General features: G+C 72.9%; 25 protein-coding genes. 11 read left to right on the plus strand and 14 right to left on the minus strand.

The features are described from left to right. Window positions 1-61: 61 nt before the first annotated feature. On the minus strand, window positions 62-970 hold the full coding sequence (locus CP980_RS29655; protein ID WP_167535897.1) for an alpha/beta hydrolase fold domain-containing protein: 909 nt from the start codon (window positions 968-970) through the stop codon (window positions 62-64). Between the two features lie 215 nt (window positions 971-1,185). Between CP980_RS29655 and tdh the strand changes: the two genes are divergently transcribed. From tdh to CP980_RS29670, 3 genes are all read left to right on the plus strand, one after another. Then, the gene (gene tdh / locus CP980_RS29660; protein ID WP_132758898.1) at window positions 1,186-2,214 is read left to right on the plus strand and encodes an L-threonine 3-dehydrogenase; all 1,029 of its coding nucleotides are present in this window, start codon (window positions 1,186-1,188) and stop codon (window positions 2,212-2,214) included. Window positions 2,215-2,333: 119 nt separating this feature from the next. After that, the gene (locus CP980_RS29665; RefSeq protein ID WP_150529475.1) at window positions 2,334-3,542 is read left to right on the plus strand and encodes a glycine C-acetyltransferase; all 1,209 of its coding nucleotides are present in this window, start codon (window positions 2,334-2,336) and stop codon (window positions 3,540-3,542) included. 74 nt (window positions 3,543-3,616) lie between these two features. Beyond that, on the plus strand, window positions 3,617-4,531 hold the full coding sequence (locus tag CP980_RS29670) for a LysR family transcriptional regulator (protein WP_132758900.1): 915 nt from the start codon (window positions 3,617-3,619) through the stop codon (window positions 4,529-4,531). Window positions 4,532-4,560: 29 nt separating this feature from the next. On the opposite strand, the gene CP980_RS29675 is transcribed toward CP980_RS29670, so the two are convergent. After that, window positions 4,561-5,340, minus strand: a complete 780-nt coding sequence (locus CP980_RS29675) for a DeoR/GlpR family DNA-binding transcription regulator (RefSeq protein WP_150530404.1) — start codon at window positions 5,338-5,340, stop codon at window positions 4,561-4,563. 159 nt (window positions 5,341-5,499) lie between these two features. Here CP980_RS29675 and CP980_RS29680 point away from each other — a divergent pair, with 159 nt between their 5' ends. Then, on the plus strand, window positions 5,500-6,402 hold the full coding sequence (locus CP980_RS29680) for an SIS domain-containing protein (protein WP_150529476.1): 903 nt from the start codon (window positions 5,500-5,502) through the stop codon (window positions 6,400-6,402). After that, on the plus strand, window positions 6,399-7,235 hold the full coding sequence (locus CP980_RS29685; protein ID WP_150529477.1) for a class II fructose-bisphosphate aldolase: 837 nt from the start codon (window positions 6,399-6,401) through the stop codon (window positions 7,233-7,235). Before CP980_RS29680 ends, CP980_RS29685 begins: the two co-directional genes overlap by 4 nt. 21 nt (window positions 7,236-7,256) lie before the next feature. Here the strand turns inward: CP980_RS29685 and CP980_RS29690 are convergent, their stop codons facing one another. Continuing rightward, window positions 7,257-8,087: a hypothetical protein gene (locus CP980_RS29690; protein ID WP_150529478.1), complete on the minus strand. Its 831-nt coding sequence runs from the start codon at window positions 8,085-8,087 to the stop codon at window positions 7,257-7,259. Between the two features lie 179 nt (window positions 8,088-8,266). Between CP980_RS29690 and CP980_RS29695 the strand changes: the two genes are divergently transcribed. After that, on the plus strand, window positions 8,267-9,457 hold the full coding sequence (locus CP980_RS29695) for an acyl-CoA dehydrogenase family protein (protein ID WP_099894132.1): 1,191 nt from the start codon (window positions 8,267-8,269) through the stop codon (window positions 9,455-9,457). Between the two features lie 75 nt (window positions 9,458-9,532). Here the strand turns inward: CP980_RS29695 and CP980_RS29700 are convergent, their stop codons facing one another. Further along, a complete protein-coding gene (locus tag CP980_RS29700) occupies window positions 9,533-10,711 on the minus strand; it encodes an agmatine deiminase family protein (RefSeq protein WP_150529479.1) in 1,179 nt (392 codons plus the stop codon). A gap of 175 nt (window positions 10,712-10,886) precedes the next feature. On the opposite strand from CP980_RS29700, the gene CP980_RS29705 reads away from it, so the two are divergent. Next, on the plus strand, window positions 10,887-11,543 hold the full coding sequence (locus CP980_RS29705) for a TetR/AcrR family transcriptional regulator (RefSeq protein WP_150529480.1): 657 nt from the start codon (window positions 10,887-10,889) through the stop codon (window positions 11,541-11,543). A gap of 15 nt (window positions 11,544-11,558) precedes the next feature. Here the strand turns inward: CP980_RS29705 and CP980_RS29710 are convergent, their stop codons facing one another. The 6 genes from CP980_RS29710 to CP980_RS29735 are packed head-to-tail and all read right to left on the minus strand — an operon-like array spanning window position 11,559 to window position 17,923. Then, window positions 11,559-12,362 (minus strand): ABC transporter ATP-binding protein, encoded by an 804-nt coding sequence (locus tag CP980_RS29710; RefSeq protein WP_150529481.1) that lies wholly within the window; start codon window positions 12,360-12,362, stop codon window positions 11,559-11,561. Further along, a complete protein-coding gene (locus tag CP980_RS29715; protein WP_150529482.1) occupies window positions 12,359-13,399 on the minus strand; it encodes an ABC transporter ATP-binding protein in 1,041 nt (346 codons plus the stop codon). Before CP980_RS29715 ends, CP980_RS29710 begins: the two co-directional genes overlap by 4 nt. Next, window positions 13,396-14,256 (minus strand): ABC transporter permease, encoded by an 861-nt coding sequence (locus CP980_RS29720; RefSeq protein WP_150529483.1) that lies wholly within the window; start codon window positions 14,254-14,256, stop codon window positions 13,396-13,398. The genes CP980_RS29715 and CP980_RS29720 overlap by 4 nt, the downstream gene beginning before the upstream one ends. Further along, window positions 14,253-15,212, minus strand: coding sequence for an ABC transporter permease (locus CP980_RS29725; protein ID WP_150529484.1), 960 nt, complete (start codon window positions 15,210-15,212; stop codon window positions 14,253-14,255). The genes CP980_RS29720 and CP980_RS29725 overlap by 4 nt, the downstream gene beginning before the upstream one ends. Further along, window positions 15,209-16,873, minus strand: coding sequence for an ABC transporter substrate-binding protein (locus tag CP980_RS29730; protein WP_150529485.1), 1,665 nt, complete (start codon window positions 16,871-16,873; stop codon window positions 15,209-15,211). Before CP980_RS29730 ends, CP980_RS29725 begins: the two co-directional genes overlap by 4 nt. 27 nt (window positions 16,874-16,900) lie before the next feature. Then, window positions 16,901-17,923 carry an agmatine deiminase family protein gene (locus tag CP980_RS29735; RefSeq protein WP_132758938.1) on the minus strand — a complete coding sequence of 341 codons (1,023 nt, stop codon included), beginning with the start codon at window positions 17,921-17,923 and terminating at the stop codon, window positions 16,901-16,903. A 270-nt stretch (window positions 17,924-18,193) separates the two neighbouring features. Between CP980_RS29735 and CP980_RS29740 the strand changes: the two genes are divergently transcribed. Next, on the plus strand, window positions 18,194-18,766 hold the full coding sequence (locus tag CP980_RS29740; RefSeq protein WP_132758939.1) for a TetR/AcrR family transcriptional regulator: 573 nt from the start codon (window positions 18,194-18,196) through the stop codon (window positions 18,764-18,766). A 25-nt stretch (window positions 18,767-18,791) separates the two neighbouring features. On the opposite strand, the gene CP980_RS29745 is transcribed toward CP980_RS29740, so the two are convergent. The 4 genes from CP980_RS29745 to CP980_RS29760 form a co-directional block, all read right to left on the minus strand. Continuing rightward, a complete protein-coding gene (locus tag CP980_RS29745) occupies window positions 18,792-20,555 on the minus strand; it encodes an urease subunit alpha (protein ID WP_229906989.1) in 1,764 nt (587 codons plus the stop codon). Further along, a complete protein-coding gene (ureA, locus tag CP980_RS29750; RefSeq protein WP_132758940.1) occupies window positions 20,552-21,253 on the minus strand; it encodes an urease subunit gamma in 702 nt (233 codons plus the stop codon). Before ureA ends, CP980_RS29745 begins: the two co-directional genes overlap by 4 nt. 27 nt (window positions 21,254-21,280) lie before the next feature. Then, window positions 21,281-22,447: an agmatine deiminase family protein gene (locus CP980_RS29755; protein WP_132758941.1), complete on the minus strand. Its 1,167-nt coding sequence runs from the start codon at window positions 22,445-22,447 to the stop codon at window positions 21,281-21,283. Window positions 22,448-22,555: 108 nt separating this feature from the next. Next, on the minus strand, window positions 22,556-23,119 hold the full coding sequence (locus CP980_RS29760) for a TetR/AcrR family transcriptional regulator (protein ID WP_123515795.1): 564 nt from the start codon (window positions 23,117-23,119) through the stop codon (window positions 22,556-22,558). 392 nt (window positions 23,120-23,511) lie between these two features. Between CP980_RS29760 and CP980_RS29765 the strand changes: the two genes are divergently transcribed. The 3 genes from CP980_RS29765 (at window position 23,512) to CP980_RS29775 (ending at window position 26,240) form a co-directional block, all read left to right on the plus strand. Next, complete coding sequence (locus CP980_RS29765) at window positions 23,512-24,687, plus strand: agmatine deiminase family protein (RefSeq protein ID WP_150529486.1); 1,176 nt, start codon at window positions 23,512-23,514, stop codon at window positions 24,685-24,687. 161 nt (window positions 24,688-24,848) lie between these two features. Further along, window positions 24,849-25,214 carry a hypothetical protein gene (locus tag CP980_RS29770; protein WP_150529487.1) on the plus strand — a complete coding sequence of 122 codons (366 nt, stop codon included), beginning with the start codon at window positions 24,849-24,851 and terminating at the stop codon, window positions 25,212-25,214. A 105-nt stretch (window positions 25,215-25,319) separates the two neighbouring features. After that, window positions 25,320-26,240 (plus strand): oxygenase MpaB family protein, encoded by a 921-nt coding sequence (locus CP980_RS29775; protein WP_150529488.1) that lies wholly within the window; start codon window positions 25,320-25,322, stop codon window positions 26,238-26,240. The last annotated feature ends 13 nt before the right edge of the window (window positions 26,241-26,253 follow it).

A 26,253-nucleotide genomic window follows, 5' to 3' on the forward strand; every position in this document is an offset into this window, starting at 1 on the left:
CAAACGACAACGACGGGCCGCACGACAACGACGGCCCCCGCCGCGGCCCGGCGGCCCGAGGTCACTCCTCGGCGGCGGACCTGATCAGGTCGACGATCCGGTCCCGGGCCGCGCGCCCCTCCGGCACCGGCAGCAGCGGGTACCCGTGCGGCAGTCCCGGCTCCTCGTGGAACTCCACCTCGACCCCGTCCGCACGGGCCCGGCGCAGCAGCTCCCGGCTGTCGGTGGTCAGCACGTCCCGGGTGCCGGTGAACACCGTCATCGGCGCCAGCGCCGCGAACGAACCGTGCAGGGGGCTCACCCGCGGGTCGTCGGTGGCCAGGGTGCCCGCGTACAGCCGCCCCGCCTCCAGCAGCCCCGACCGGGCCTGGAACGGGTCGGCCGCCTCGATCGCCGCCTGGTCGGGGTGGCTCATGGTCAGGTCCAGCCAGGGCGAGATCAGTACGATCCGCGAGGGCTGGTCGCCCGTACGGTCGCGCAGGCGCTGGGCCGCGGCCAGCGCCAGCCCGGCTCCCGCGGCGTCCCCGATGAGCACCGTGCCGCCGGCCCCGCCGCTCGCGATCAGCCCGCTGAGCAGGTCCGCGGCGACCGGAACCGTCCGGTCGGCCGTCCCGCGCGGGGCCAGTATGTACGCCGGGACGACGACGCGGGCCCGCGCCTGCGTGACCAGGGTCCGGATCATCGACCAGTGCGGGCGGACCAGCTCGTCGATGTACCCGCCGCCGTGCACGTACAGCACCTGGGCCGCGGGCTCGATCCCGCGCGGCGAGGCGTCGTACACCGGCCAGGCGCCGACGAAGGTGCGGGAGACGTCGGCGACGCGTCCCAGCGAGCGCGGCGGCAAGTGCGAGGCCGGCCGGCGGGCCGTCTCCGCCACCCGTGCGCGTACCGCCTCGGCACTCGCGAACCGTCTTCGCCGCCCCGCCGCGATCAGCGCGACCGAAAGCGCTCTGCTGCGCAGACTCGGCACGCCCCTCACCTCCCCATTCCCTGCCCCGGCCGCGGGCCCCTGCCCAGGCCACAGCCCTTCACGTGAGGAGCATAGGCGTGAAGCTGGGCTGTCGACCCGCTTAAGAAATCCTCGATGGACTGATCACCTCCGCGCTCGGCAGATTGGTGCCTGTCGATACGTCGCACCCGCACCAGTGGTTGCCGCGTCCCCTCCGCATGCCTGGAGCCACGCCCATGAAGGCACTCGTCAAGCACAAGGCCGAGCCCGGGCTGTGGCTCATGGACGTCCCCGAGCCCGAGTACGGCCCCGGCGACGTGCTGATCAAGGTGCTGCGCACCGGCATCTGCGGCACGGACCTGCACATCCGCTCCTGGGACGGCTGGGCGCAGGGCGCCGTCAAGACCCCGCTCGTGCTCGGCCACGAGTTCGTGGGCGAAGTCGCCGCGGTCGGCGCTGACGTACGGGACATCGAGCTCGGCGCGCTGGTCAGCGGCGAGGGCCACCTGGTGTGCGGCAAGTGCCGCAACTGCCTGGCCGGGCGCCGCCACCTGTGCCGCAGCACGGTCGGCCTCGGCGTCGGGCGCGACGGCGCCTTCGCCGAGTACGTGGTGCTGCCGGCGCAGAACGTGTGGGTGCACCGGACCGCCGTGGACCTGGACGTGGCGGCGATCTTCGACCCGTTCGGCAACGCCGTGCACACGGCACTGTCGTTCCCGCTGGTCGGCGAGGACGTCCTGATCACGGGCGCTGGCCCGATCGGCATCATGGCGGCGGCCGTGGCCAAGCACGCCGGCGCGCGCAACGTGGTCATCACCGACGTCAGCCCCGAGCGTCTGGAGATCGCCCGCAAGGCCGGCGCCACGCTCGCGCTCGACGTCTCGAAGGCGACGATCGCCGACGCCCAGGCGCAGCTGGGCCTGCGCGAGGGCTTCGACATCGGCCTGGAGATGTCCGGCCGCGCCGAGGCCATGCGCGACATGATCGACAACATGACGCACGGCGGCCGGATCGCCATGCTGGGCCTGCCCGCGCAGGAGTTCCCGGTGGACTGGGCGAAGGTCGTCACCTCGATGATCACGATCAAGGGCATCTACGGCCGCGAGATGTTCGAGACCTGGTACGCGATGACGGTGCTGCTGGAGGGCGGGCTCGACCTCAGCCCGGTCATCACCGGCCGCTACTCGCACCGGGACTTCGAGGCCGCGTTCGACGAGGCGGCCACCGCCCGCAGCGGCAAGATCATCCTGGACTGGACGGCATAAGGGCGCTCCGCCCGCCTCCGTCCCACCGAACCATCTCCCTCCGGCCGGGCCCCGCCCACCCTCCCCCCTCCGCGGGGCCCGGCCCCCTTCGTCCGCCGCACAAGGAGAAGCCGAAGCCCATGTTCGAGTCCGTACGCGAAGACCTCCGCACCACCCTCGACGAGATCCGCGCCGCGGGCCTGCACAAGCCCGAGCGTGTCATCGGCACCCCGCAGAACGCGGCCGTGGCGGTCACCGCCGGCGGCGCCCCCGGCGAGGTCCTCAACTTCTGCGCCAACAACTACCTGGGCCTGGCCGACCACCCCGAGGTCGTCGCCGCGGCGAAGGACGCGCTCGACCGCTGGGGCTACGGCATGGCCTCGGTCCGCTTCATCTGCGGTACGCAGGAGGTGCACAAGGAGCTGGAGGCGCGCCTGTCCTCGTTCCTCGGCCAGGAGGACACGATCCTCTACTCCTCCTGCTTCGACGCCAACGGCGGCGTCTTCGAGACCCTGCTCGGCGCCGAGGACGCGGTGATCTCCGACGCCCTCAACCACGCGTCGATCATCGACGGCATCCGCCTCTCCAAGGCCCGCCGCTTCCGCTACGCCAACCGCGACATGGCCGAGCTCGAAGCCCGTCTGAAGGAGGCCACCGAGGGCGGGGCGCGGCGCAAGCTGATCGTCACCGACGGCGTCTTCTCGATGGACGGCTACGTGGCCCCGCTCGCCGAGATCTGCGACCTGGCCGAGCGCTACGACGCCATGGTCATGGTCGACGACTCGCACGCGGTGGGCTTCGTCGGCCCCGGCGGGCGCGGCACGCCGGAGCTGCACGGGGTCATGGACCGCGTCGACATCATCACCGGCACCCTCGGCAAGGCCCTCGGCGGCGCCTCCGGCGGCTACGTCGCGGCCCGCGCCGAGATCGTCGCGCTGCTGCGCCAGCGCTCGCGCCCGTACCTCTTCTCGAACTCCCTCGCCCCGGTCATCGCCGCCGCCTCCCTGAAGGTCCTGGACCTGCTGGAGTCGGCGGGCGACCTGCGCGAGCGGCTCGCCGCCAACACCGCGCTCTTCCGCACCAAGATGACCGAGGCCGGCTTCGAGATCCTCCCCGGCGACCACGCGATCGCGCCGGTGATGATCGGCGACGCGGCGGAGGCGGCGAAGATGGCGGAGCTGCTGCTGGAGCGCGGCGTGTACGTGATCGGCTTCTCGTACCCGGTGGTCCCGATGGGCGCGGCCCGCATCCGGGTCCAGCTCTCGGCGGCCCACTCGACGGCGGACGTGGAGCGCGCGGTCGCCGCCTTCACCGACGCCCGCGCGGCGCTGGTGGCGGCGCAGGCCTGAGGGCCGCACGGGCCGGCGGGAGCCGGCCGCCCCTGCGGGCCGGGGGGACTCGCTCCACCTGCGAGAATGGTGAGGTGATCGACCCCCGCCGGCTGCGCATCCTGCGGGCCGTGGCGGACCACCGTACGGTGACCGCCGCGGCCGCAGCCCTGTACCTCACCCCCTCCGCCGTCTCCCAGCAGCTCGCGGCGCTGGAACAGGAGACCGGGCACGCGCTGCTGACCCGCAGCGGTCGCGGCGTACGCCTGACGGCGGCGGGCGAGATCCTGCTCGTCCACGCCCACGAGGTCCTCGCCCAGCTGGAGCGCGCCGAGGCCGAACTCGCGGCCTACGCGGGAGGCGCGGCGGGCGAGGTGACGGTGGCCGCGTTCGCGACCGGCATCGCCGAGGTCCTCGCCCCCGCGATCGCCCGGCTGGCCCGCGAACGCCCGGGCATCCGCCTGCGCGTACGGGACGCGGAGGGCGACCAGAGCCTGCCGCTGCTGCTCGACGGCGAGGCCGACCTCGCGCTGGCCGTCGAGTACCGCGGCGCCCCGGGGGCGGACGACGGCCGGCTGTCGGTGCTCCCGCTGTACGCGGAGCCCTTCGACGCGGTGCTCCCCTCGGGACACCCGCTGGCCGACCTCCCCGAGGTCCCGCTGGCGGACCTCTCCGACGCGGACTGGGTGGGGCAGTACCCCGGTAACCCGTGCCACGACGTGACCCTGCTCGCCTGCGAACTGGCGGGCTTCCAGCCCCGGTTCGTGCACTCCTCGGACGATTTCCGCGCCGTGACCGCCCTCGTGGGCGCCGGGGCGGGAGTGGCCCTGGTCCCGCGCTCGGCGCTGCGCGGCATGGACCTCAAGGAGGTCCAGGTCCGCCCGGTCTCGGGCTCCACCCCCACCCGGAGGGTCTTCGCGGCCACCCGCCGCGGCGCGGAATCCCACCCCCTGATCGCCCCGATCCTGGCGGCCCTGTCGCGCGAGGCGGGGCGCCTGCCCACGCACTGACGCCTGCCCATGCACCGACGGGGCGGTCGTCACACCCTGCGCACGTCCACGCCCGCCGCGTCGAACTCGGCCGCGACCGCGTCCGACAGCGCCGTGTCCGTGACCAGGACGTCCACCGACCGGGTCGGGCAGATGCGGGCGAAGGCCCGCACCCCGAGTTTGCTGGAGTCCGCCGCGATCACCACCCGGCGGGCCCGCTCGCACAGCAGGCGGTTCATCGCGGCCTCGTCCTCGTGGCGGGTCGCCGCGCCGTCCGCCGGGTCGAACGCGTCCACGCCGACCACCGCCGTGTCCATCGTCAGCTGGCCCAGCACCTGCTGCGCCAGCGGGCCCGTCAGCTCGTACGACTGGGGGCGGGCGACCCCGCCCGTCAGGACGATCTTGAACTGCGGTCTGATGACGAGCTCGCCCGCGATGTTGAGCGCGTTGGTCACCACCGTCAGCGCGGGCGAGCCCGCCGCGAGGTCGGGGCGGCCGGCCAGCGCCCGGGCCACCTCCGTGGTCGTCGTACCGCCCGTCAGGCCGATCACCTCGCCGGGGGCGATCAGCTGCGCCACCGCCTCGCTGATCCGGTGCTTCTCGGCGGCGCGGCGCGAGGTGCGGTAGCGCAGCGGGAGTTCGTAACTGACGCCGTGCACCACCGCTCCGCCGCGCGTGCGGACCAGCAGCTGCTGCTCGGCCAGCTGGTCGAGGTCGCGGCGGATGGTCGCGGCGGAGACGCCGAGGGCCTCCGCCGTCGGCTCGACCTCCAGCTCGCCCCGCTCCACCAGCAGATCCAGCAGCGTCTGCCAGCGCTCCTTGCGGGTCATGGACCCCACGGCGATCGACCCCCTCGGGTGTGCTCCAACGGCCTACGCGTCGACATTAACCCAAGAGATCAACCCCTCTGGGTGCTTGAAGTTGCGTGAAAAGGGCCGCTACCTTGCAAGAAACTGCACCGATTGCACCCACCACGCCAGGGAGCCGGCATGAGCCACGTCGCGTACGAGTTGGGCACGCAGCCCGAGTGCTGGGAGCGGGCCGCCGAACTGGCCCCGTCCCACAGGGCGTTGCTGCCGCGGCCGGGGGAGCGTACCGCGATCGTCGGGTGCGGGACCTCGTACTACATGGCGCAGGCCGCCGCGGCCCTGCGCGAGGAGATGGGCCAGGGCGAGACCGACGCCTTCCCCGCCTCCGAGTTCCCCCTGCACCGGCGCTACGACCGGGTCGTCGCCCTCACCCGGTCCGGCACCACCACCGAGGTGCTCGACCTGCTGTCCGGGCTGCGGGACACGGGGGTGCGCACGACCGCCGTCATCGGGGATCCGGCGACCCCGGTGATGACCCTCGCCGACGAGCTCGTCGTACTCGACTTCGCCGACGAACAGTCCGTCGTGCAGACCCGCTTCGCGACCACCGCCCTGACCCTGCTGCGCGCCCACTTCGGCCTCCACACCCCCTCCGTCGTCGCCGACGCCCGCACCGCGCTCACCGAACCGCTGCCCGAACAGGCGGCGAGCCGGGGCCAGTTCACCTTCCTCGGCCGCGGCTGGAGCGTGGGTCTGGCGCACGAGGCCGCGCTGAAGATGCGCGAGGCCTCCCTGTCCTGGTCCGAGTCGTACCCCGCGATGGAGTACCGGCACGGGCCGATCAGCGTCACCGGGCCCGGCACCCTCACCTGGTCGCTCGGCGAGACCCCGGCAGGACTCGCCGAGCAGGTGCGGGCGACCGGCGGCCAGTGGGTGGGCGGGCACCTCGACCCGCTCGCCGAGCTCGTACGGGTGCACCGGCTGGCGATCGCCGTCGCGGCCCACCAAGGCCTCGATCCGGACCAGCCGCGGAACCTGACCCGCTCGGTGATCCTGACCGCCGGTGAGGAGGCGGTCCGATGAGCCTGGTCCCCGCCGGGACGCTCGTCCTCGACGCGGCCGCCGCGGGCCGCGCCGTCGCCGCGTTCAACATCATCACGCTGGAGCACGCCGAAGCCGTCGTCGCCGGGGCGGAGCGGGCGGGCCTGCCGGTCATCCTCCAACTGAGTGAGAACGCGGTGAAGTTCCGCGGCGGCCGGCTGCTGCCGATCTCGCGCGCCGCCGCCGCGTGCGCGGAGGCCGCCGGGGTCCCGGTCGGCCTGCACCTGGACCACGTCAAGAGCCCCGACCTGCTCCGGCAGGCCGCGGACGCCGGGTTCAGCTCGGTGATGTACGACGCCGCGCAGCTCCCCTACGCGGAGAACCTGGAGGCCACCCGCTCCGCGGCCGACTGGGCGCACGCCAACGGGCTGTGGATCGAGGCGGAGCTCGGCGAGGTGGGCGGCAAGAACGGCGCCGCGCCGCTGGACCCGCACGCGCCGGGGGCCCGTACGGATCCGGACGAGGCCCGGCGCTTCGTCGCCGACTCGGGGGTCGACGCGCTGGCCGTGGCGGTGGGCAGCAGTCATGCGATGACCAGCCGCACCGCCGAGCTGGACCACGCGCTGCTGGCGCGGCTGGCCAAGACGGTGGACGTACCGCTGGTGCTGCACGGCTCCTCGGGGCTGCCGGACGCGGAGCTGGCGGCGGCGGTCGCGGGCGGCATCCGGAAGGTCAACATCGGCACGGCGCTGAACCTGGCGATGACGGAGGCGATCCGCACCCACCTGACCCCGGCGGACCCCCGCCCGTACCTGACGGCGGCCCGTACGGCGATGACGGCGACGGCCGCGGCGATGATCGCGGCGCTGAACTGACCGCAGCCGGCGCCGCCGCCCTCAGCGGGGGGTGAGCCGGGCCCGGTGGCACGTGATCGCGTGCCACCGGGCCCGGTCCGGTGTCGCGCCCCGGTCCAGGGTGCGGCGGGCCTCGACCGCGGTGACGTGGCGGTCCGTGGACAGGCACAGGAGGACGAACAGGTCGGTGTGCCCGGGCTCGGCGGTCTCCTCGTAGTACCACTCGGCCGTGACCGCCCGCGGGCCGGCCAGGAAGGGGCGCTGGAGGAAGTCCTGTACGTCGAGGGGGAAGTGCCCGAGCACCCCTTGCGCATCCGGCGGGTCCAGGACCAGCCGCTCCACGGGTGCGCCGGGCCGGCCGGGCGCGGCCGCGCCGCCGCTGCCCGCCCCGCCCGTCTGCCGAGGCCGCCCGTCGAAGGAGCGGCTCACCAGCGATCCGGGCTCCACCCGGGCCCGCTCGCCCCGGTGCTCCGCCGCCCTGCCGTCCCGGTACACCGGCTCGACCCGGCACAGCCCCCGGTCTCCCAGCACCAGCGCGAACGGGGCGCGGTCGGTGTAGACCCTGGCCCACCACAGGAGGGTCCGGCCCGCCTTCTCCAGCGTCTTGGCGCGCACCTCCTGCGGCAGCAACTCCCAGGCCGCCTGGCGCAGGGGGAACGCGGGATCGACGGGCAGCGCGCCCGGCTCGTGGATCTGCGTCACGCCGGCGGGGCCCTCGTCCTGGCCGGCGGGCAGCCGGTCCCCGGGCAGCCGGTCCCCGGGCAGCCGGTCACGGGCGGCGGGGAGCTGCTCCCGGGGCCCCGGCGACCGGTCCCGGTGCTCCGGCGTCCGGTCCCGCCCGGCGAATTCCCGCTCCCAGGCCTGCTCGTCCACGTATCCCCCCGGATCCCCGAACTCTCCTGCGCCGAAGGCCCATTGTGGGTCACGAACCGCAGTCCCGCCGCCGGTCGGCGCAAACGGCGGCCCGCGAGCCTTCCCCCTTCTTGGAACACGTTCTACTCTGTGCGCCGCCACCACAGCGACCGGCTGACCGCGAGATACCCGGAGGGGCCGTGCACCTCGAATACACGCCTGAGCAGCAGCAGTTGCGCACCGAGCTGCGCGCCTACTTCGCCGAGCTGGTGCCGCAGGACGTCTACGCCCGCTACGAGGACCCCGCCGCCCAGAAGCGCTTCTACCGGGAGACCATCCGCAAGCTGGGCTCGGACGGCTGGCTCGGGGTCGGCTGGCCCAAGGAGTACGGCGGCCGGGGCATGTCGCCCATGGACCAGTTCATCTTCTTCGACGAGGCCGCGCAGGCCGTCGTACCGCTGCCGCTGATGGCGCTCAACACCGTCGGGCCGACCCTCATGCAGTTCGGCACGGACGAGCAGAAGGCGTACTTCCTCCCGCGCATCCTCGCGGGCGAGATCGACTTCGCCATCGGCTACAGCGAGCCGGACGCCGGTACCGACCTGGCCGCCCTCAAGTGCAAGGCCGTCCGCGAGGGCGACGAGGAGAGCGGCACGTACGTGGTCAACGGCCAGAAGATCTGGACCACGAACGGGGACACCGCCGACTGGGTCTGGCTCGCCGTCCGCACCGACCCGGACGCCCCCGCGCACAAGGGCATCACCATGCTCCTCGTGCCGACCGCCGACCCCGGTTACTCCTGCACCCTCATCAACACCCTCGCCTCGCACGACACCACCGCCAGCTACTACGAGGACATCCGCGTCCCGGCGAGCCGCCGCGTCGGCCAGGAGAACAAGGGCTGGCGCCTGATCACCAACCAGCTCAACCATGAGCGCGTCACCCTCGCCGCCCACGGCACCATGGCCATCCGGGCCCTGCACGACGTCCAGCGCTGGGCCGCCGCGACCAAGCTGGCCGACGGCCGCCGCGTCATCGACCTGAACTGGGTCCGCGGCCGCCTGGCCCGCACCCATGCCCGCCTCGACGCGATGAAGCTGCTCAACTGGCAGATGGTGGGTGCCGTCAAGGACGGCACGCTCACCCCCCAGGACGCCTCCGCCGTCAAGGTCTACGGCTCGGAGGCCCGCCGCGACGCGTACGCCTGGCTGATGGAGATCGTCGGCGCGGCCGGCTCCCTCAAGGACGGCTCGGCGGGCGCGGTCCTGCACGGAGAACTCGAACGCGGCTACCGCAGCGCGGTCATCTTCACCTTCGGCGGCGGCAACAACGAGATCCAGCGCGAGATCATCTCCTGGATCGGCCTGGGCATGCCCCGCGTCCGCCGCTGAGGCCGCGGGAGGCTCCTGTGGGGGAACGCAGCGGCCGGGGGCCGGTGGCGGTCCGACCGCTGCGCTTGGGGGTGGTTACGGGACGGGCTGCTGCTGGGTGACGCAGTGGATCCCGCCGCCGCCCGCGCCGAGGCTGTCGATGTCGAGCTGTTCGACCGTGCGGCCCGGGAAGAGGCGCTGGAGGGTGGACCCGGCCGCGGCGTCGGCGCGGGAGTCGCCGAACTGCGGGGCGATGACCGCGCCGTTGCACACGTAGTAGTTGGCGTACGCGGCGACGAAGTCGGGGTTCGTGGAACGGATCAGCCCGTAGTCGGGGCCCTGGAGCTTGGTGACCGAGACGGGATTGCCCTGGGCCCCGGTGGAGGTGGACAGGATCTGGTACTGCTGTCGCGCGTCGTTCGACCAGGGGTCGGTGTCGCCCGCGAGCGGCATCTGGACCAGCCCCTGGCCCGGGGCCAGGAAGCGGGACGTGGCGTCGACGTGGTCGTCGGTGATGTCCCGGCCGAGCACCCCCTTGAACCAGATCACCTTGGACGCGCCGAAGGCGGCGCACATGGCCGCCTCGATCTGTGACTGCGTCAGGCCGGGGTTGCGGTCCGGGTTGATGATGCTGCTGCGGGTGGCCATGAGGGTGCCGGCGCCGTCCGTCTCCACCGCGCCGCCCTCGCCCACGAAGGCGGCGGTGGAGAACGGGACTCCGGTGTAGGCGGCGATCCGCGAGGCGACCAGGGCGTCCTTGGCGTGGGTCTGCTGATTGCCCCAGCCGTTGAAGTTGAGGCCGACCGTGTCGAGTCCGCCCGCGCCGTTCGTACGGAACACCGGGCCGCTGTCGCGCATCCAGCAGTCGTCGACGGGGATCGACCCGATCACGGTGACGGCCGAGCCGCAGGCGCTCTTCGCCTTCGAGACGCTCGCGGAGTTGGCGCACATGGCGACCGGCTCGTACTTGGCGATGGTCTTCGCGATGAGCGCGATGTTGGCCTGGACGCCCGCCAGTTGGCGCCCCCAGATGGCCGAGCTGTCCGGCCAGGCCATCCAGGTACGGGTGTGCCGGACGGTGTCGAGCGGGACGGCGAAGCCGCCGGCGGACGCGGGCCGCGCCAAGGGGCGGGCGGCCGCGAAGGCCTCGCCGCCCACCGCCGCCAGTGCGGCGCCGGCGGCCGTGAGACCTGCCGCCGTCAGGAAGCCCCGCCGGTCCAGGGCCCGTCGTGGCGGTCTGCCGGACGGGCCCTGGGGTGCAGCGTGATCGTTCATCACTCTTCTCCGATCGGCCAGGGGTGGATCGCTCCACCGATTGGCCGGGAACGTATTACTGACCGAGCGCTCGGTCAATAATCTGAGTTACATCAACTTCCTTGTTACAGAAGGGTGTTGGCGCCACTTGATCGTTCTTGCGGCGCCGTTGACGAGGGCTCGTTAGAGTGGCGCCGTGGCAGCAGAACTGGCAGTACCAGCCGAGGACGGGCGGCCGCCGGCTCCGTCCCGTACCGCCCGGACCGCCCGTACGTCGGCGAAGGGCGAGCAGACCCGCGCGCGGCTGATCGCCGCCGCCCGCACCCTGCTCGCCGGGGAGGGCTTCGCCCGCTTCAGCACCCGCAACGTGGCCGCGCTCTGCGGGATCTCGCACGGGATGTGCCACTACCACTTCCAGGACCGATCCGCCCTGATCGTCGCCGTCGTCGAGGACATCGGCCCCGAGTGGATCGGCCCGATGGAAGCCGCGGTCGACCGCCCCGGCTCCTTCACCGAGCGCGCCGAGCGCGTGATCGCACTGCTCACGCAGCCCGAGGGCCCGGACCTCTCACGCCTGCACTCCGCCCTCCACTGGTTCGCGCTGAACGACGAACGGGTCCGGGCAGCGGTCGAAGGGGAGTACCGCCGCTGGCGGGAGTGTTTCGTACGGCTGTTCCAGGTGCTGGCCGACGAGCAGGCCGGCGCCTTCGACCCCGTTCCGCCCGCCACGGCGCTGGCCGCCGCCGCCGACGGGCTCGCCGCCCTCCAGTCCCTGGACTCCCGGGTCGACCCCGAGGCGACCGTACGCATCCTCGTCACGGGCCTCGCCGAGGCTGCCGTACGCCGCCCCTGAGCCCCCGCACGCGCCTCAGAGGGCCCGGCGGGCCGCCGCGATGCCCCGCGGATCCCAGCCCGGCCGGGGGACGGACTCCAGCAGCAGCCGGGTGTACGGATGTTCCGGCGCGGCCAGGACCTGAGCGGTCGGGCCGGCCTCGACGATCCGGCCGCGTCGCATGACCACGACGTCGTCGGTCACGCAGCGCACGACGCCGAGGTCATGGGTGATGAACAGATAGCCGATCCCGGTCTGTTCGCGGATGCCGGCGAGCAGGTTCAGGATCTGCGCCTGTACCGACACGTCCAGGGCGGCCACCGCCTCGTCGAGCACCAGAACGGCGGGCTCCACCGCCAGCGCCCGGGCGATCGCGACGCGCTGGCGCTGCCCGCCCGACAGCTGCCGGGGCAGTGCGTCCGCCTCCCGGGCCCCCAGACCCACCTGGTCGAGCAACTCGGCGATGCGCCGGCCGTGATCGGCGTCGGGGAAGTGCAGCCGCAGGGTCTCGCGCAGCGCCCCGCCCACGGTCGTGCGCGGGTCCAGGGACAGGAACGGGTCCTGGAAGACCATCTGCACCTGGCGGGCCCGCGCGAGGCGCCCGGCCTTGCCGCGCGGGCCCGCGCGGTCGCCCCGGTCCCGGCCGTGCACGAGGACCCGGCCGCCGTCCGCGTGCTCCAGGCCCACCACGATGCGGGCGGTGGTCGTCTTTCCCGAGCCCGATTCGCCGACGATGCCGAGCGAACCGCCTTCGGCCAGCCGGAACGAGACGTCGTCCACCGCCTGTACGGGGCCGTAGGCCCGCCGCAGGCCGACGGCCTCCAGCACGGTCTTCCTCATCGGTGGCCCTCCTTCGGGGCGGGGGACCGGCCGTGCTCACCCGGCGCACCGCCGAGCCGGTCGGTGTGGTGGCACGACGCGAGATGGCCCGGCAGGCCCCCCGCCGGCGGCAGCAGGGCCGGTGCCTCGCGGCCGCACAGATCGGTGGCGTACGCGCACCGCGCCGCGAACGGGCACCCCGCCACCTCCTCGCGCAGGCTCGGCGGACGCCCCTCGATCGCGGCGAGCCGCCCCCGCGGCGCGTCCAGGCGCGGGGTCGAGTCGAGCAGCGCCGCCGTGTACGGGTGGCGCGGGCGCGCGAACAGCTCCCCGGCGGGGCCCGTTTCGGCGATCCGGCCCGCGTACATGACGTACACCCGGTCGCTGATGGCCGCGGCGAGCCCGAGGTCGTGGGTGACGAAGAGCAGGCCGGTGCCGAAGCTCTCGCGCAGCTCGCCGAGGAGCGCCACCACCTCGGCCTGCGTCGTGACGTCGAGCGCCGTGGTGGGCTCGTCGGCCAGGATCAGCGCCGGATCGCCCATCAGCGCCGCCGCGATCATGACCCGTTGGAGCATGCCCCCGGAGAGCTGCCCCGGGTACTTCCGCAGTGCGGCCGCCGAGAGGCCGACCGCCTCCAGCATCCGGACCGCCCGGGCCTCCGCGGCCCCCTTCTTCATCCGGGCGTTCAGACGCAGGCTCTCGGTGAGGAAGTCCCCGACGCGGCGCAGGGGGTTGATGGCGGCCCGGGGGTCCTGGAAGATCATGGCCGCCGTGCTCGTACGCAGGATCCGCAGCCGGGCGGGGCTCATGGCGAGGACGTCGTCGCCCACCACCCGCACCGTCCCCTCCGCTTCGGCACCCGCCGGCAGCAGCCCGAGCACGCTGCGGGAGGTGAGGGTCTTGCCGGAGCCGGATTCGCCGACCAGGGCCACGGTCTCCCGCGCCTCGACGGTGAGGTCGACACCGTCGAGGACGGGCCTGGCGCTCTCCGGGAGCCGCAGCCGCAGCCCCCGGATGTCGAGGGTGGCCGGCGTGTCCGGGGCATCGGAAAGGTTCAACGGTCCCTCCTGGCGACCTTGTCGGCCTGGCGCTCGCCGACCACGTTGAAGGCGACCACGGTCAGGATGACGGCCGCGCACGGCACGATCGCCGAGAGCGGGTAGCCGGACTGGATGGCGGTCTTGCCGTCGAAGACCATGCGGCCCCAGTCGGGCGTCAGGGCGGGTACGCCCAAGCCGAGGAAGGACAGGCCGGCCAGGTCGATCAGGGCGTAGCCGAAGTTGACCGTGGACTGGGCGAGGACGACCGGGGCCACCGCGGGCACGACGTGGCGCAGGCAGATCTGGAGCCCCGAGTGCCCCTGCACCCGGTAGGCCTCCACGTACGGGCGCTCGCGCTCGGCGAGGACGAGGGAGCGGGTGAGCCGGCTGACGTACGGGAGGTACGCGATCGCCAGCGCGATCACCGGCGCCATCAGCCCCTCCCCGTAGACCGAGACGATCAGGATCGCCAGCAGCATGCCGGGGAAGGCGAAGACGAGCTCGGTACTGCGGGACAGGACGGAGTCAAGCCAGCCGCCCCGCCAGGCGGCGGCCGTCCCGACGGCCACCCCGGCCAGGGTGGAGAAGACGACCACGCCGAGCGGGCCCAGGAGCGAGGTGCGGGCACCCAGGACCAGCCGGGAGAGGGTGTCGCGCCCGGAGGCGTCGACCCCGAGGAGGTGGTCGGCGGACGGCCCGGCCAGGGCGTTGCCCAGGTCGACGGCGTTCGGATCGTACGGGGCGATGAAGGGGGCGAGCAGGGCGACGAGGACGACCACGGCGACGAAGCCCAGGCAGAGGGCGGACAGGGGTGCGCCGGCGCCGCGGATCCGGGCGAGGCCGGGCCGGCGCAGCAGGGCGGTGGCGGCGCTCATGCGGCCTGCTTCCGCGGGCCGAGGGCGACCCGGGGGTCGACCAGCGGATGGAGGAGGTCGACGCAGAGGTTCACGGTCATGAACAGGGCGACCATGATGAGGGAGATGGCCTGCACCGTGGGGAAGTCCTTGGTGGTGGTGGACAGTTCGAGCAGCTGGCCGATGCCGCCGACGCTGAACGCGGACTCGACCAGGACGGTGGTGACCAGCAGCGTGGACACGATGAGCCCGCCCGTGGTGAGCACGGTGCCCAGGGAGTTGCGGAACACGTGCCGCCGGACCACCAGGTGTTCGGCGACCCCGCGACTGCGAGCCACGGTGACGTGCTCCTGCCCCAGGACTTCGAGCATCGCGGCCCGGGTGACGCGGGCGAGCATTCCGATCAGGTAGAGCGCCAGTGCGACGGCGGGCAGCGTCAGGTGCCACAGCATCTGTCCGAGGCCCTCGCCGGTGCCCCCGGTGGGGAACCAGTGCAGTTTCACCGCGAACAGGCCCTGGAGCAGGACCGCGGCCACGAAGGACGGGGTGCCGATCGCGAAGGTGGTCGTGACCAGGATGGTGGAGTCGGCGGCGCCGCCGCGGACCGCGCCGATCCAGCCCAGCAGCAGGCCCGCCGCCAGGACCAGGACGAGCGCCATGGAGATGAGCAGCAGGGTGCTGGGCAGCCGGTCCGCCAGCAGCCGGGACACGTCGGTGCGGTACGTGATCGAGCGGCCGAAGTCGCCGTGGACCACTTGGCCGAGCCAGCGCCGGTACTGCACCGCGAACGGCTCGTCCAGGTGGTACTGGGCGTTGATCGCCCGCAGCGCCTCCGGGGAGGCCGACCGTCCGGCGAGCAGGAAGCTCGCCGGATTGCCGGGCGCCAGGTACATGGCGCCGAAGATGACGAACGAGGCGCCGAACAGGGTGGCCGCCATCTCGGCCAGCCGCCGCAGGGCGAATCTCAGGAAGCTCATCGCGCGGCCGCCCCGACGTCGGCCGCCCACGGGGAGTACAGGTACGAGATGGTGGTGGGCGCCCCGGTGATCCTCTTGTTCAGGAAGACCGCCGTGGGCCATTCGGCCACGGGGATCCACAGGACCTCGTCGGCGGCCTTCTTCTGCAGCTGGGCCGCCGCCGCCATCCGGCGGGCCGGGTCGTACTCCGCCCGGGCCTTGGTGGCGAGCTCGTCGTACGCCGCATCGCTGTACCCGGCGTAGTTCTGGAACGCCCCGGTCTGGAAGTTGCTCAGCAGGTCCATCGGGTCGGTGATGGAGTCGTAGTACGTCTCGGGGAACATGTCCAGGCCCTCGCGCGCCTGGGGGTCGGTGAACAGCGCGGTGAAGGCGTTGGGGGCGATGGTCTTCAGCCGGACGTCCAGCCCGATCCTGCTCCCCGCCGCCTGGACCGCGGTGGCCAGCAGCGATACGTCCTGGCCGATCGCGCTGGTGGCGATGGTCACCGTCTTGCCGGTGGCGCCCGCCTCCTTGATCAGCGCCTTGGCCTGCTCGATGTCCTGCTCGGGTGACGGCAGCGCGTCGAAGGCGGCCTTGCGGACGTCCTCCGGGGCCGCGGCCCAGACGGCCCTGGTGGTGAGGGAGTTGGTGGCGGTGCCCGCGCCGGCCAGGCCCGCCTTGACGAACCCGCGGCGGTCCAGCGCCATGGACAGGGCCCGGCGCACCCGTACGTCGCCGAGCGCCCCCTTCATGCTGGTGACGTTGACGTTGACCGTGCTGAGTCCCTCGCCGAAGTAGAGGGTGCCCGCGCCGCTCCTGCTCAGCCGGTCGTAGCTCTCCGTGGGGATCAGGTACCCGCCGTCGGCCTCGCCGCTCAGCATGGCGTTGGTACGGGCGGAGGGGTCGGTCAGGAAGGTGAAGACCGCCTTCGCCGACTTCGCCCGGGTGCCCCAGTAACCGTCGAAGCGCTGGAGCTCGATCGACTGGCCCTTGTTCCACGTGCCCAGCTTGAAGGGGCCGGTGCAGTCGAGGCTGCCCGAAGTGCCGTAGTCCTTGCCCGCCTTCTCGACCCCGGCCTTCGAGGCCACGACCCCGGCGGCGGTCGCCATGTACTGGGGGAACTGCGCATCGGGCTGCTTCAGCTTGACCGTGACCTGGAGCGGACCCGTCTTGGTGATCGCTTCGACGTTGGCGAAGTCGCTGTTCCAGGCCGAACCGCCCTCCGGGTCGGCCTGCCGGCCGAGGCTGAAGACCACGTCGTCGGCGGTCATCACACCGCCGTCGTGGAACTTCACGCCCGCGCGCAGGTCGTAGACCCAGGTGTTCGGATCGGGGTTGGTGGCCTTCTCGGCCAGGCCCGGAGCCATGGTGAGCTGCGGGGTCCACCGCATCAGGGACTCGCAGACGTTGGAGACGATGGTGTTCTGCGGGTAGTCGAAGGCGGAGACGTAGTCGAGCGTGGGCGGTTCGGCGTACAGCGCCCAGGTGAAGGAGTCCAGTTCGCCGGCGGCGGCCGGGGTGCCCGCGGAGAGTTGGAACGCGGCGCTCCCGGGGGCCGGTCCGCCTTTGGGCGGGCCGGAACAGGCGGCGGCCAGGGAGACGGCGGCGAGGGCGGTGAGGGCGGCGGCCGTGCGGGAGGCGACCGCGGTTCGGGCGGCGGGCCGGGTCAGGGATCTCGGCATCGGTGCTCTCTCTTCCTTGCTCGGCGCTCAGCGGGAGGCGGCGACGGGCACCGGGGAGGGCACCTGCTGGGTGATGCAGTGGACGCCGCCGCCCCCGTAAGCGATCACGCGGGTGCGGACGCCGACGACCTTGCGGCCGGGCAGCGCGGAGGCGATGACGGCGAGCGCACCCTCGTCCTCCGGGACCCCCGCGACGGGGACGACGACCCCGCCGTTGGCGATGTAGAAGTTCAGGTAGCCCACCTCGGTCTCGCGGCCGGCCACCTCGACGAAGGCGCTCTGCGGCAGGTCGACGATCTCCAGGCGGCGCCCGGCGGCGTCGGTGGCCTCCTCCAGGACGGCGCGGTTGACCCGCATCCGCTCGTGGTCGGGATGGAGCGGGTCGCTCGGCAACTGGACGACCACCTTGCCGGGGGCGACGAACGCGCAGACCCCGTCCACGTGCCCGTCGGTCTCGGTGTCCAGCAGACCCCCGTACGGCAGCCAGATCACCTTCGTGACGCCGAGGCGGGCGATCAGCTCGGCCTCGATCTCCTCCTTGCTCATCCCCGGGTTGCGGTTGGGGTGCAGCAGGCACTGCTCGGTGGTGATCAGGGTGCCCTCGCCGTCGACGGTGATCGCCCCGCCTTCGAGGATCATCGGGGAGGCGATGCGCTCCACGTCCAGGTGCTCCAGCAGGGCGCCCGCTATCTTGTCGTCGGTGTCGTACGGGTGGTGCTTGCCGCCCCAGGCGTTGAAGCGGAAGTCCACGCCCGCCCGGCGTCCGTCGGGCCCGAGCACGAAGATGGGCCCGGAGTCCCGGAACCAGGAGTCGTCGAGGGGCAGTTCCACGACCGTGACGCCCTCCCCGCACCGCTCCTGGGCCTCGGGTCCCGAGCCGGGCAGCGCCACCATGGTCACCGGTTCGAACTGCGCGATGGCGTCCGCGACCTGTGCGTACTCCGCCTTCACCTCGTCGAAGACCTCGCCCCACAGCTCCTGCCGGGTCGGCCAGGCCATCAGGCAGCCCTCGTGCTCGGTCCACTCGGCCGGCATCCGGAAATCCGTCATGGTCGCTCCTGTGTGTGAAGGGAGGGGAGGGGCGTGTGCCCCGCATCCTCCTCCGTACTGAAAATTCAGTCAATGCTTCTGGCCAAGTGCACGCTGATTCGGCCAGCCGTGTGCCCCGTGCGGGGTTCGCGGGCCCGGTCGTGCGGGGATGCGGGGGCCATCCGGGCGTTTGACCAGCGAGTATGGTCGGCCACGGAGCCGGGAAAGTGCCTGACTTTCCGATCAGGAAATGGCCCCAGGTGACCGGCTCGGCGGGTAGAGTGACACCTCGTGTCAGACCGTCGAACGGAAATACTCAGGGCCGCCACGCGGGTGATCGCGCGCCGCGGTGTACGCGGACTGCGCGTGGGAGAGCTCGCGGCCGAAGCGGGGGTGTCCACCTCGCTGATCTACTACCACTTCACCGATCGCGCCGGAATCCTGCGCCGGACCCTGGAGTTCATCAGCGACCGCGCCGACCGCTACACCGCGGAACGCGAGCCCGGGGAGGACCGCGCGGACCCGAGGGCCGAACTGTCGCAGGTGCTGCTCCTGGAACTCCAGGACACCCCGGAGGTGCGGGAGAACAGCACCGCGTGGGGAGAACTCAGAGCCAGTGCCGTCTTCGACGCCGAACTGCGCGAGGACGTGGCCAAGGCCACGCACACCTGGGTGCACGAGATCGCCGACCTGCTCGCGCACGCCCGGCCCATGGGGACCGCCCCGGCGCACGCGGCCGCGGCCGAGCGTCTGACGGCCCTGCTGGAGGGTCTCAGCGTCCGCTGGCTCAGCGGCTCGCTGCCCCTGGAACACGCCCGGCGGCTCCTCATGGACGCCATCGAGGTGGAACTGGACCACCGCTGAAGCCTGCGGTGCCCCGAGCGGCCGGCTACAGGAAGTAGAGGCGGCTGAGCGAGACCGAATCGGCGGGTGCCGAGACGAGGGGCTCGCCGTCGAGGGAGACCAGGCCCGTGCCGGGGTGCACGTCGACCGTGCCGGTACGGGCATTGCGGAGCATGTTCCCCGGCCCGATGCCCCGGGTCCCGCGGACCGCCACGCGGCGCCGGCGCGTCGGCATCCGATCGCCGTTCTGCACGGCGGCCTCCGCGACGAACGCGACCGAGATGTCGGCCGCCGTCGCCCCGTGCGCCCCGAACTGCGGTCCCAGGACCAGTGGTTCGCACCGGTCGGTGGAGGCGTTCGGATCGCCGGTGACCCCGTACGCGGGGAAACCGGACTTGAGGACCAGCTGCGGTTTGGCGCCGAAGTACTGCGGCCACCACAGCACGATGTCGGCCAGCTTGCCGACCTCGATCGAGCCGACCTCGTGCGCGAAACCGTGCGCGATGGCGGGGTTGATCGTCAGCTTGGCCATGTAGCGCAGGACGCGCTCGTTGTCGTCGCCGGCCGCCGCCGTGCCGCAGGAGCCCTCGCCGTCCAGCGGGCCGAGCTCGGCCTTCATCTTCCCGGCCATGGCGAAGGTACGGCGTACCGTTTCGCCGGCGCGGCCCATGCCCTGGGCGTCGGAGGAGGTGATGCCGATGACCCCGAGGTCGTGCAGGACGTCCTCGGCGCCCATCGTCCCGGCCCGGATGCGGTCGCGGGCCATGGCGGCGTCGCCGGGCAGGTCGACCTTGAGGTCGTGCGCCGAGACGATCATGCCGAAGTGCTCGGCCAGCGCGTCCCGTCCGAAGGGGAGGGTGGGGTTGGTGGAGGAGCCGATGACGTTCGGCACGCCCGCCATCTTGAGCACGTTGGGGACGTGTCCGCCGCCGCAGCCCTCGATGTGGAAGGCGTGGATGGTGCGGCCGTCCAGGACGCGCAGGGTGTCCTCCACGGACAGGCATTCGTTCAAACCGTCGGTGTGCAGGGCGACCTGTACGTCATGCTCCTCGGCCACCCGCAGGGCGGTGTCGAGGGCGCGGGTGTGCGCTCCCATGTCCTCGTGGACCTTGAAGCCGGAGGCGCCGCCCTCGGCCAGGGCCTCGACGAGCGGGGCCGGATCCGAGGAGGAACCGCGGGCCAGGAAGCCGATGTTGACGGGCCAGGCGTCGAAGGCGTTGAACGCGTGGCGCAGGGCCCAGGGGGAGTTGACCCCCACCGCCCAGACGGGGCCGAACTCCTGGCCGATGATCGTGGTGACGCCGGAGGCCAGCGAGGCCTCCATGATCCGCGGCGAGAGCAGGTGGACGTGCGTGTCGACGGCCCCGGCGGTGGCGATCATGCCCTCGCCGGAGACGATGGTCGTCCCGGTGCCGACCACGACCTCGACCCCGTCGAGCGTATCGGGGTTCCCCGCCCGCCCGATGGAGGCGATGCGGCCCTCCCGGATGCCGATGCTGGTCTTGCGTATGCCGAGTACGGCGTCGATGACCAGGACGTTGCTGATGACGAGGTCGCAGGTCTCGCGGACGGCGGCGGCCTTCAGGTGCAGTCCGTCGCGGGCGGTCTTCCCGAACCCGGCCAGGAACTCGTCGCCCGGCTTCTGGGAGTCGGACTCGACGCGCACGATGAGACCCGAGTCGCCCAGGCGCACCCGGTCGCCCGCCCGCGGGCCGTGCACGGCCACGTAGTCGTACGGGTCCGTGCCGTCGCCCGGGAACGCCCCGGGCCGGCCGTGACACCCGGCGGCGTCGAAGATGCTGCCACTCATGCCTGCTCCTGGTACGCGGTGAGGTAGCCCGTGGCCCGGGCCCTGGCCAGCGCGGTCTCCCGGGCGCCGGGGGCGTCCAGGGGGCCGTCGACGAGTCCGGCGAAACCGATGGCGACGCGCGCCCCGCCGATCGGCACGAGCTCGACGAAGACGGTGGACCCGGAATCGAAGCGGACCGTGGACCCCGCCGGTACGGCGAGCCTCGTGCCGTAGGCCGCCGCGCGGTCGAAGGCGAGGCGCGGGTTCGCCTCGAAGAAGTGGAAGTGCGAGGAGACGCTGACCGGCACCGTCGCGGTGTTCCGTACGGGCAGCCGCAGCGTCGGTTCGGCGCCGTGGTAGCCCTCGCCGCCCCCGGGCAGCGTCGCGCCGGGGGCAGCGAGGCCGAGTGAACCCCGCTGCCGGAACGGGTCGTCGATGACGCAGAGCCGCGTCCCGTCGTCGAACACGGCCTCGACCTGGAGGCTCGTGACCACGTCGGGCACGCCGGGCAGCACGTCGTCGGCGTCGAGGACGCCGCGTCCGGCCTCGATCGCCTCCGCGAGGCGGCGGCCGTCCCGGGCCGCCTCGCACACGGTGTCCGTGATCAGCGCCGTCGCCTCGGGGACGTTGAGCTTCACGCCCCGGCCGCGCCGGGCGCGGGCCAGTTCCGCCGCCGTGAAGATCAGCAGCCGGTCCCGCTCGGTCGGTGTCAGTCGCATACTGCCTCGTTTCCGTGCTCGGAGGTCTTACGGGAGCGGCTCGTGCATCGTGGAGCAGTGGATCCCGCCGCCACCCGCCATCAGCCGGTCGACGTCGATCTGGACGACCGCCCGGCCGGGGAAGGCCTCCGCCAGGGCGCGCCGGGCGGCCGCGTCCTTCACCGCGTCCCCGAACTGGGCAGTGATGACCGCCCCGTTGACGACGTGGAAGTTGAGGTAGGAGTCGACGAACTGGGAGTCCCTGGAGCGGACCGTGTCGGGGCCCTCCACCCGGATCACCCTCAGCTTCCGCCCCCGGGCGTCCGTGGCACTGGAGAGGACCGAGAACTGCTCGCGGGCGTCGCGCGCCCAGACGTCGTCGCGGTCCGCGGGCGGGACCTGCACCATCACCACACCGGGGCGTATGAAGCGCGAGGTCACGTCGATGTGGTCGTCGGTGATGTCCTTGCCCTTGATGCCGGGGACCCAGATCATCTTGTCCGCGCCGTACGCGTCCAGGACGGCGTCCTCGACCTCGGCCCGGCTCATGCCGCGGTTGCGGTTCTTGTTGACCAGGCTGCTCTCCGTGGCCATGAGGGTGCCGTCGCCGTCGGTCTCGATCGCCCCGCCCTCGCCGACGAAGCCGGTCCGGCTGAAGCGCAGGCGGAGGTCGTCCGCGACGAGCCGCGCTACATCGGCGTCGTAGGCGTGGGTCTGCTTGCCGCCCCACCCGTTGAAGCCGAGGCCGAGGGCGTCGAGCCCGCCGCGGCCGTCCCGGCGGAAGACCGGTGCGGTGTCGCGCATCCAGAGGTCGTCCGTGGGGATCGAGTCGAGGACGGTGACTCCCGCTCCGCACAGGGAGCGGGCCCGGGCGGCGGTGTACGCGTCGGGGGCGCACAGGACCACGGGTTCGTAGCGGGCGACGGTCCGGGCGATCAGGGCGATGTCCTCCTGTACGCCGGCGAGGCGCCGGCCGCCCCAGACGGAGGACCGGGAAGGCCAGGACATCCAGGTACGTGCGTGCGGTGCGTCGTCCCGGTCGACCCAGCGGCCCGGGACCGCCGCGCTCGCCCGCTGCGGGTCCGCGGCCAGGGAGCCCAGGGCCACCCCCGCGGCGCCGAGACCCGCGGCGCCGAGGACGCGCCTGCGGGAGGGCTGTGCGGGCCCGAACAGGCGGCTGAGGAGAGAGCGGCTGGTGTCGTGGGAGGTGCTCATGTCCCGACTCTGTCATTGACTGAAAATTCAGTCAATAGCCGAGGTGAACGGAAGCCCCCGCCCGGAGGCGGGGGCTTCAGAGGGTGGGGGAGCTGCTGCCGGGGCGGCTCAGCCGCCCGGCTGCGCCAGGTGCCGGAGTTCGGCCGCGATGGCCGTGGTCGTCAGTTCGCGCGCGTGCGCCAGGGGCAGGCTGCCGCTCAGCCAGCGCGAGCTGAGGCCCTCGACGAGGGCAGTCAGCCGCTCGGCGGCGCCGGCGAGCGCCGCGGCCCCCGCCATGGGCCGGACCCGGCCCAGCAGCTCGCCGACTTCCTGTACCCAGACGAGCGTGGCCCGGGCCAGGTCCTCGCGCAGGTCGGGATCGAAGACCGCCGTCGCCCGCAGCTCTCCCCAGGCCGTGCTGTTCTCGCGCACCTCGGGGCTGTCCTGGAATTCGAGGAGGAGGGTCTCCTCCAGCTCGCCCCGGGCGTCCAGCGGGGGAGCGTCGGGCTCCCGCTCCGTGGTGTACCGTCCCGCGCGGTCGTTGATGAACTCCAGCGTCGCGCGCAGGATTCCGGCGCGGTCCTTGAAGTGGTAGTAGATCAACGCCGTGGACACGCCCGCCTCGGCGGCGAGCTCCTCCACGCGCAGGCCGCGCACGCCGCGTCGGGCGATGACCCGCGCGGCCCCTTCCATGATTGCTGTTCGACGGTCCGCCACGCCGACACCCTACCTGGGCTCGCATGACGCCTACGCACCCCTTCCTGACCGAAATTCCAGCCGGATGGGATCCGAGGCCGCTCGGGCGACCGCACAGCCTCCGATCCGCCCTCGTCGCCGGGAGAGCCGTCATGCCCCCATCGCCACCGCCCCCGGGTAACCGCCCCGCACCACCTCCGGGCGCCGGTGGTCGCACGGCTTCGGCGCCGGCAGGAGATCCACCGGGCGGCCGTGGTCCACCTGCCTCCCGGCCGGCAGGGGCTCGCCGACCACCAGCCCGTCACGAGGTCTCCGTCGACCACTACCGCCGCGGCGCATGACTCGGTCGGCGGATTGACTGAATATTCAGTCAATGGCAGAGTGGAGGCATGACCTCCCCTTCTTCCGTGTCCCGTCGTTCCGCTCTGCGGGCCTTCGCCGGTATCGGCGGGGCGCTCGCCCTCGGGGCCGGTGCCTGCGCCCCGGCCGATTCCGGCGATGCCGGAGCCGACGCCTCGACGGCGCCGAGCCCGGGCACGATCACGGCGGCCGGCCGCAGGTTGCCCGCCGAGTGGGAGAGCCACGCACGGACCTTCATGTCCTGGCCCGCGCTGGACCGGGTCTGGTACGAACAGCTGCCGGGGGTACGGGAGGACATCGCGCGGGTGGCCCGCGCGGTCGCCGCGTACGAGCCCGTCGTGATGCTCGCCCGCCCCGACCAGCAGGCGGCGGCGCAGAGGGCGTGCGGCTCGCAGGTCGAGGTGATCCCGGTCGCGGTGGACGACCTGTGGGCGCGCGACACGGTGCCCGTCTTCGTCGAGGAGCCGGGCAAGCTGCTCGGCATCGACGTCAACTTCAGCGGGTGGGGCAACAAGCAGGAGCACCGCAACGACGCCCAGGTCGGCCGGGTCCTGCTCGCCCAGTACGGCATCGATCGCGTGCAGGCCCCGCTCGTCGCCGAGGGCGGCTCCTTCGAGACCGACGGCCAGGGCACCCTGCTGGTCACCGAGAGCTCGGTGGTCAACAAGAACCGCAACCCGGGCAAGAGCCGCGACCGGATCGAGGCCGAGCTCAAGAGCACCCTCGGCGTCAAGAAGGTGATCTGGCTCGCCGGGGTCCGCGGCCAGGACATCACGGACGCGCACGTGGACAGCCTCGTCCGGTTCACCGCCCCCGGCGTCGTCCTCCTGGACCAGGCGTTCCCCGGCACGCCGCCGGACGTCTGGTCGCGCGCGGCCGACCAGGCGAGGACGGTGTTCAAGGAGGCGACCGACGCGCGCGGCAAGCGCCTGGAGGTGGTCGACCTGCCCCAGCCCGACCTCGACAGGATCACCGGCCGGGGGGACGCGTTCGTGTCCACGTACGCGAACTTCTACGTGGCCAACGGCGCCGTCTTCATGCCGGAGTTCGGGGACGCCAAGGCGGACGACCGGGCGAAGGGGATCCTCCGGGAGCACTTCCCCCAGCGGGAGGTCGTGCCGGTGAAGATCGACACCATCGCCTCCGGCGGTGGCGGCATCCACTGCTCGACGCACGACCAGCCCGGCAAGCCGGCGGCCGAGTAGCCGTTGCCCCGCGGGGCGCTCGGGGTGGTGCGGCGGCGGGTGTGCGCGCTTCCGCGCGCCGGGGTCCAGCCCCCTGACACGCCGGTGGGCGACCGACAGAATCGGTCGCCCACAGGCCGTTTTCGGCCTGAGCCGCACACCACCGAGGGGGAATCACGCACGTGAAGTCCATCCGCACACGGCGGCTTCGGCGCTGGGGGCGCGCCGCGACCGTCGGCGCGGCCGGCGCCGTACTGGCGCTGACCGCAGCCACCCCGGCCGGGGCGGCCAATCCGCCCAAGACCAACAGCCTCACGCCCGCCTACGACAGCCCGTTCGCGCCGCAAGCCCTCATCGGCGGCATCTTCGGCGGGGTCACCGTCACCATGCGCTGCTGGCGTGACGGGGCGTGGGCCAACGGCACCAACCGCTGGTTCCTGGTCGAGGGCCCCGGATACAACCCGTACACCGGCCGCCTGAACTTCGTCCGCGGCTTCGTGTCGGCCAACAAGATCACCAACCAGGTGCGGGTCGACCGCTGCGGCTGACCCGTCGCGCACCCCTGCTCCGGCCCGCCGTGCCTCGGTAGGCTGGAGCGGAGGGGCGATCCGGGAGCCGCAGGGGAGTTACGGGCGATACGGGAGGTACCGGAAATGGCCGCGAGCCGAGGCAGCGCATCCGCGCCGACCACCCCGCCGGGCCCCGACCCCGGGCTCTACGGCCCCGCCTCCGTCACCTGGCAGTGCCACGGTGACCCCATCATGTGGATCGCCGGGGTCCGCGCCCTGTACCTCCAGGCCCTGCACCCCCGCGCCGTCCGCGGCGTCGTCGAGAACAGCGACTTCCGCTCCGACGCCTGGGGCAGGCTCCTGCGTACCGCCGACTTCGTCGGCACCGTCACGTACGGCACCACCGAGGCCGCCGAACGCGCCGGCGCCCGCGTCCGCCGGATCCACCGGAACCTGTCCGCGACCGACCCCGCCACCGGCGAGCGGTTCCCCGTGGACGACCCCGGACTGCTGCTCTGGGTGCACTGCGCGCAGATCGACAGCTTCCTGCACGTCCTGCGCCGCTCCGGGGTCCCCCTCACCGCCGCCCAGGCCGACCGCTACGTGGACGAGAACCGGGTGGGCGCCCGCCTCGTCGGCCTCGACCCGGCACGGGTCCCGGCCGACACGGCAGCCCTCGCCGCGTACTTCGAGGAGGTCCGCCCCGAGCTCGCGGCCGGACCCGACGCCCGCGCCGTGATCGCCTTCCTGCGGAGCCCGCCCACCCCTGCCCTCCTCGTCCCTGGCCGAAACCTGCTGTGGCGCCCGGTCGCGGAACTGGCCTACGGTTCCCTCCCCGGCTACGCGCACCGGCTCTACGGGAGGCCGGCGCCACCGGCCTCCGTCATCACCCGTCGCCTGCGCCTCACCGGTACCCTGCTGCGCAGCATTCCCGCAGGTCTGCGGTGGCAGCTGCCTCCAGGTCACATCTTGAAAGCGATGCGCCGCATGGGCCCCGGGAGCCGCCCCTCGGCGTACACACTGCGTACATCAGCGGCCATACTGGACCGGCCGGGGAGGGCGTAGGACGGAGCACGAC

Origin of the sequence: Streptomyces vinaceus (genome assembly GCF_008704935.1) — a bacterium.
Lineage (GTDB): Bacteria > Actinomycetota > Actinomycetes > Streptomycetales > Streptomycetaceae > Streptomyces > Streptomyces vinaceus.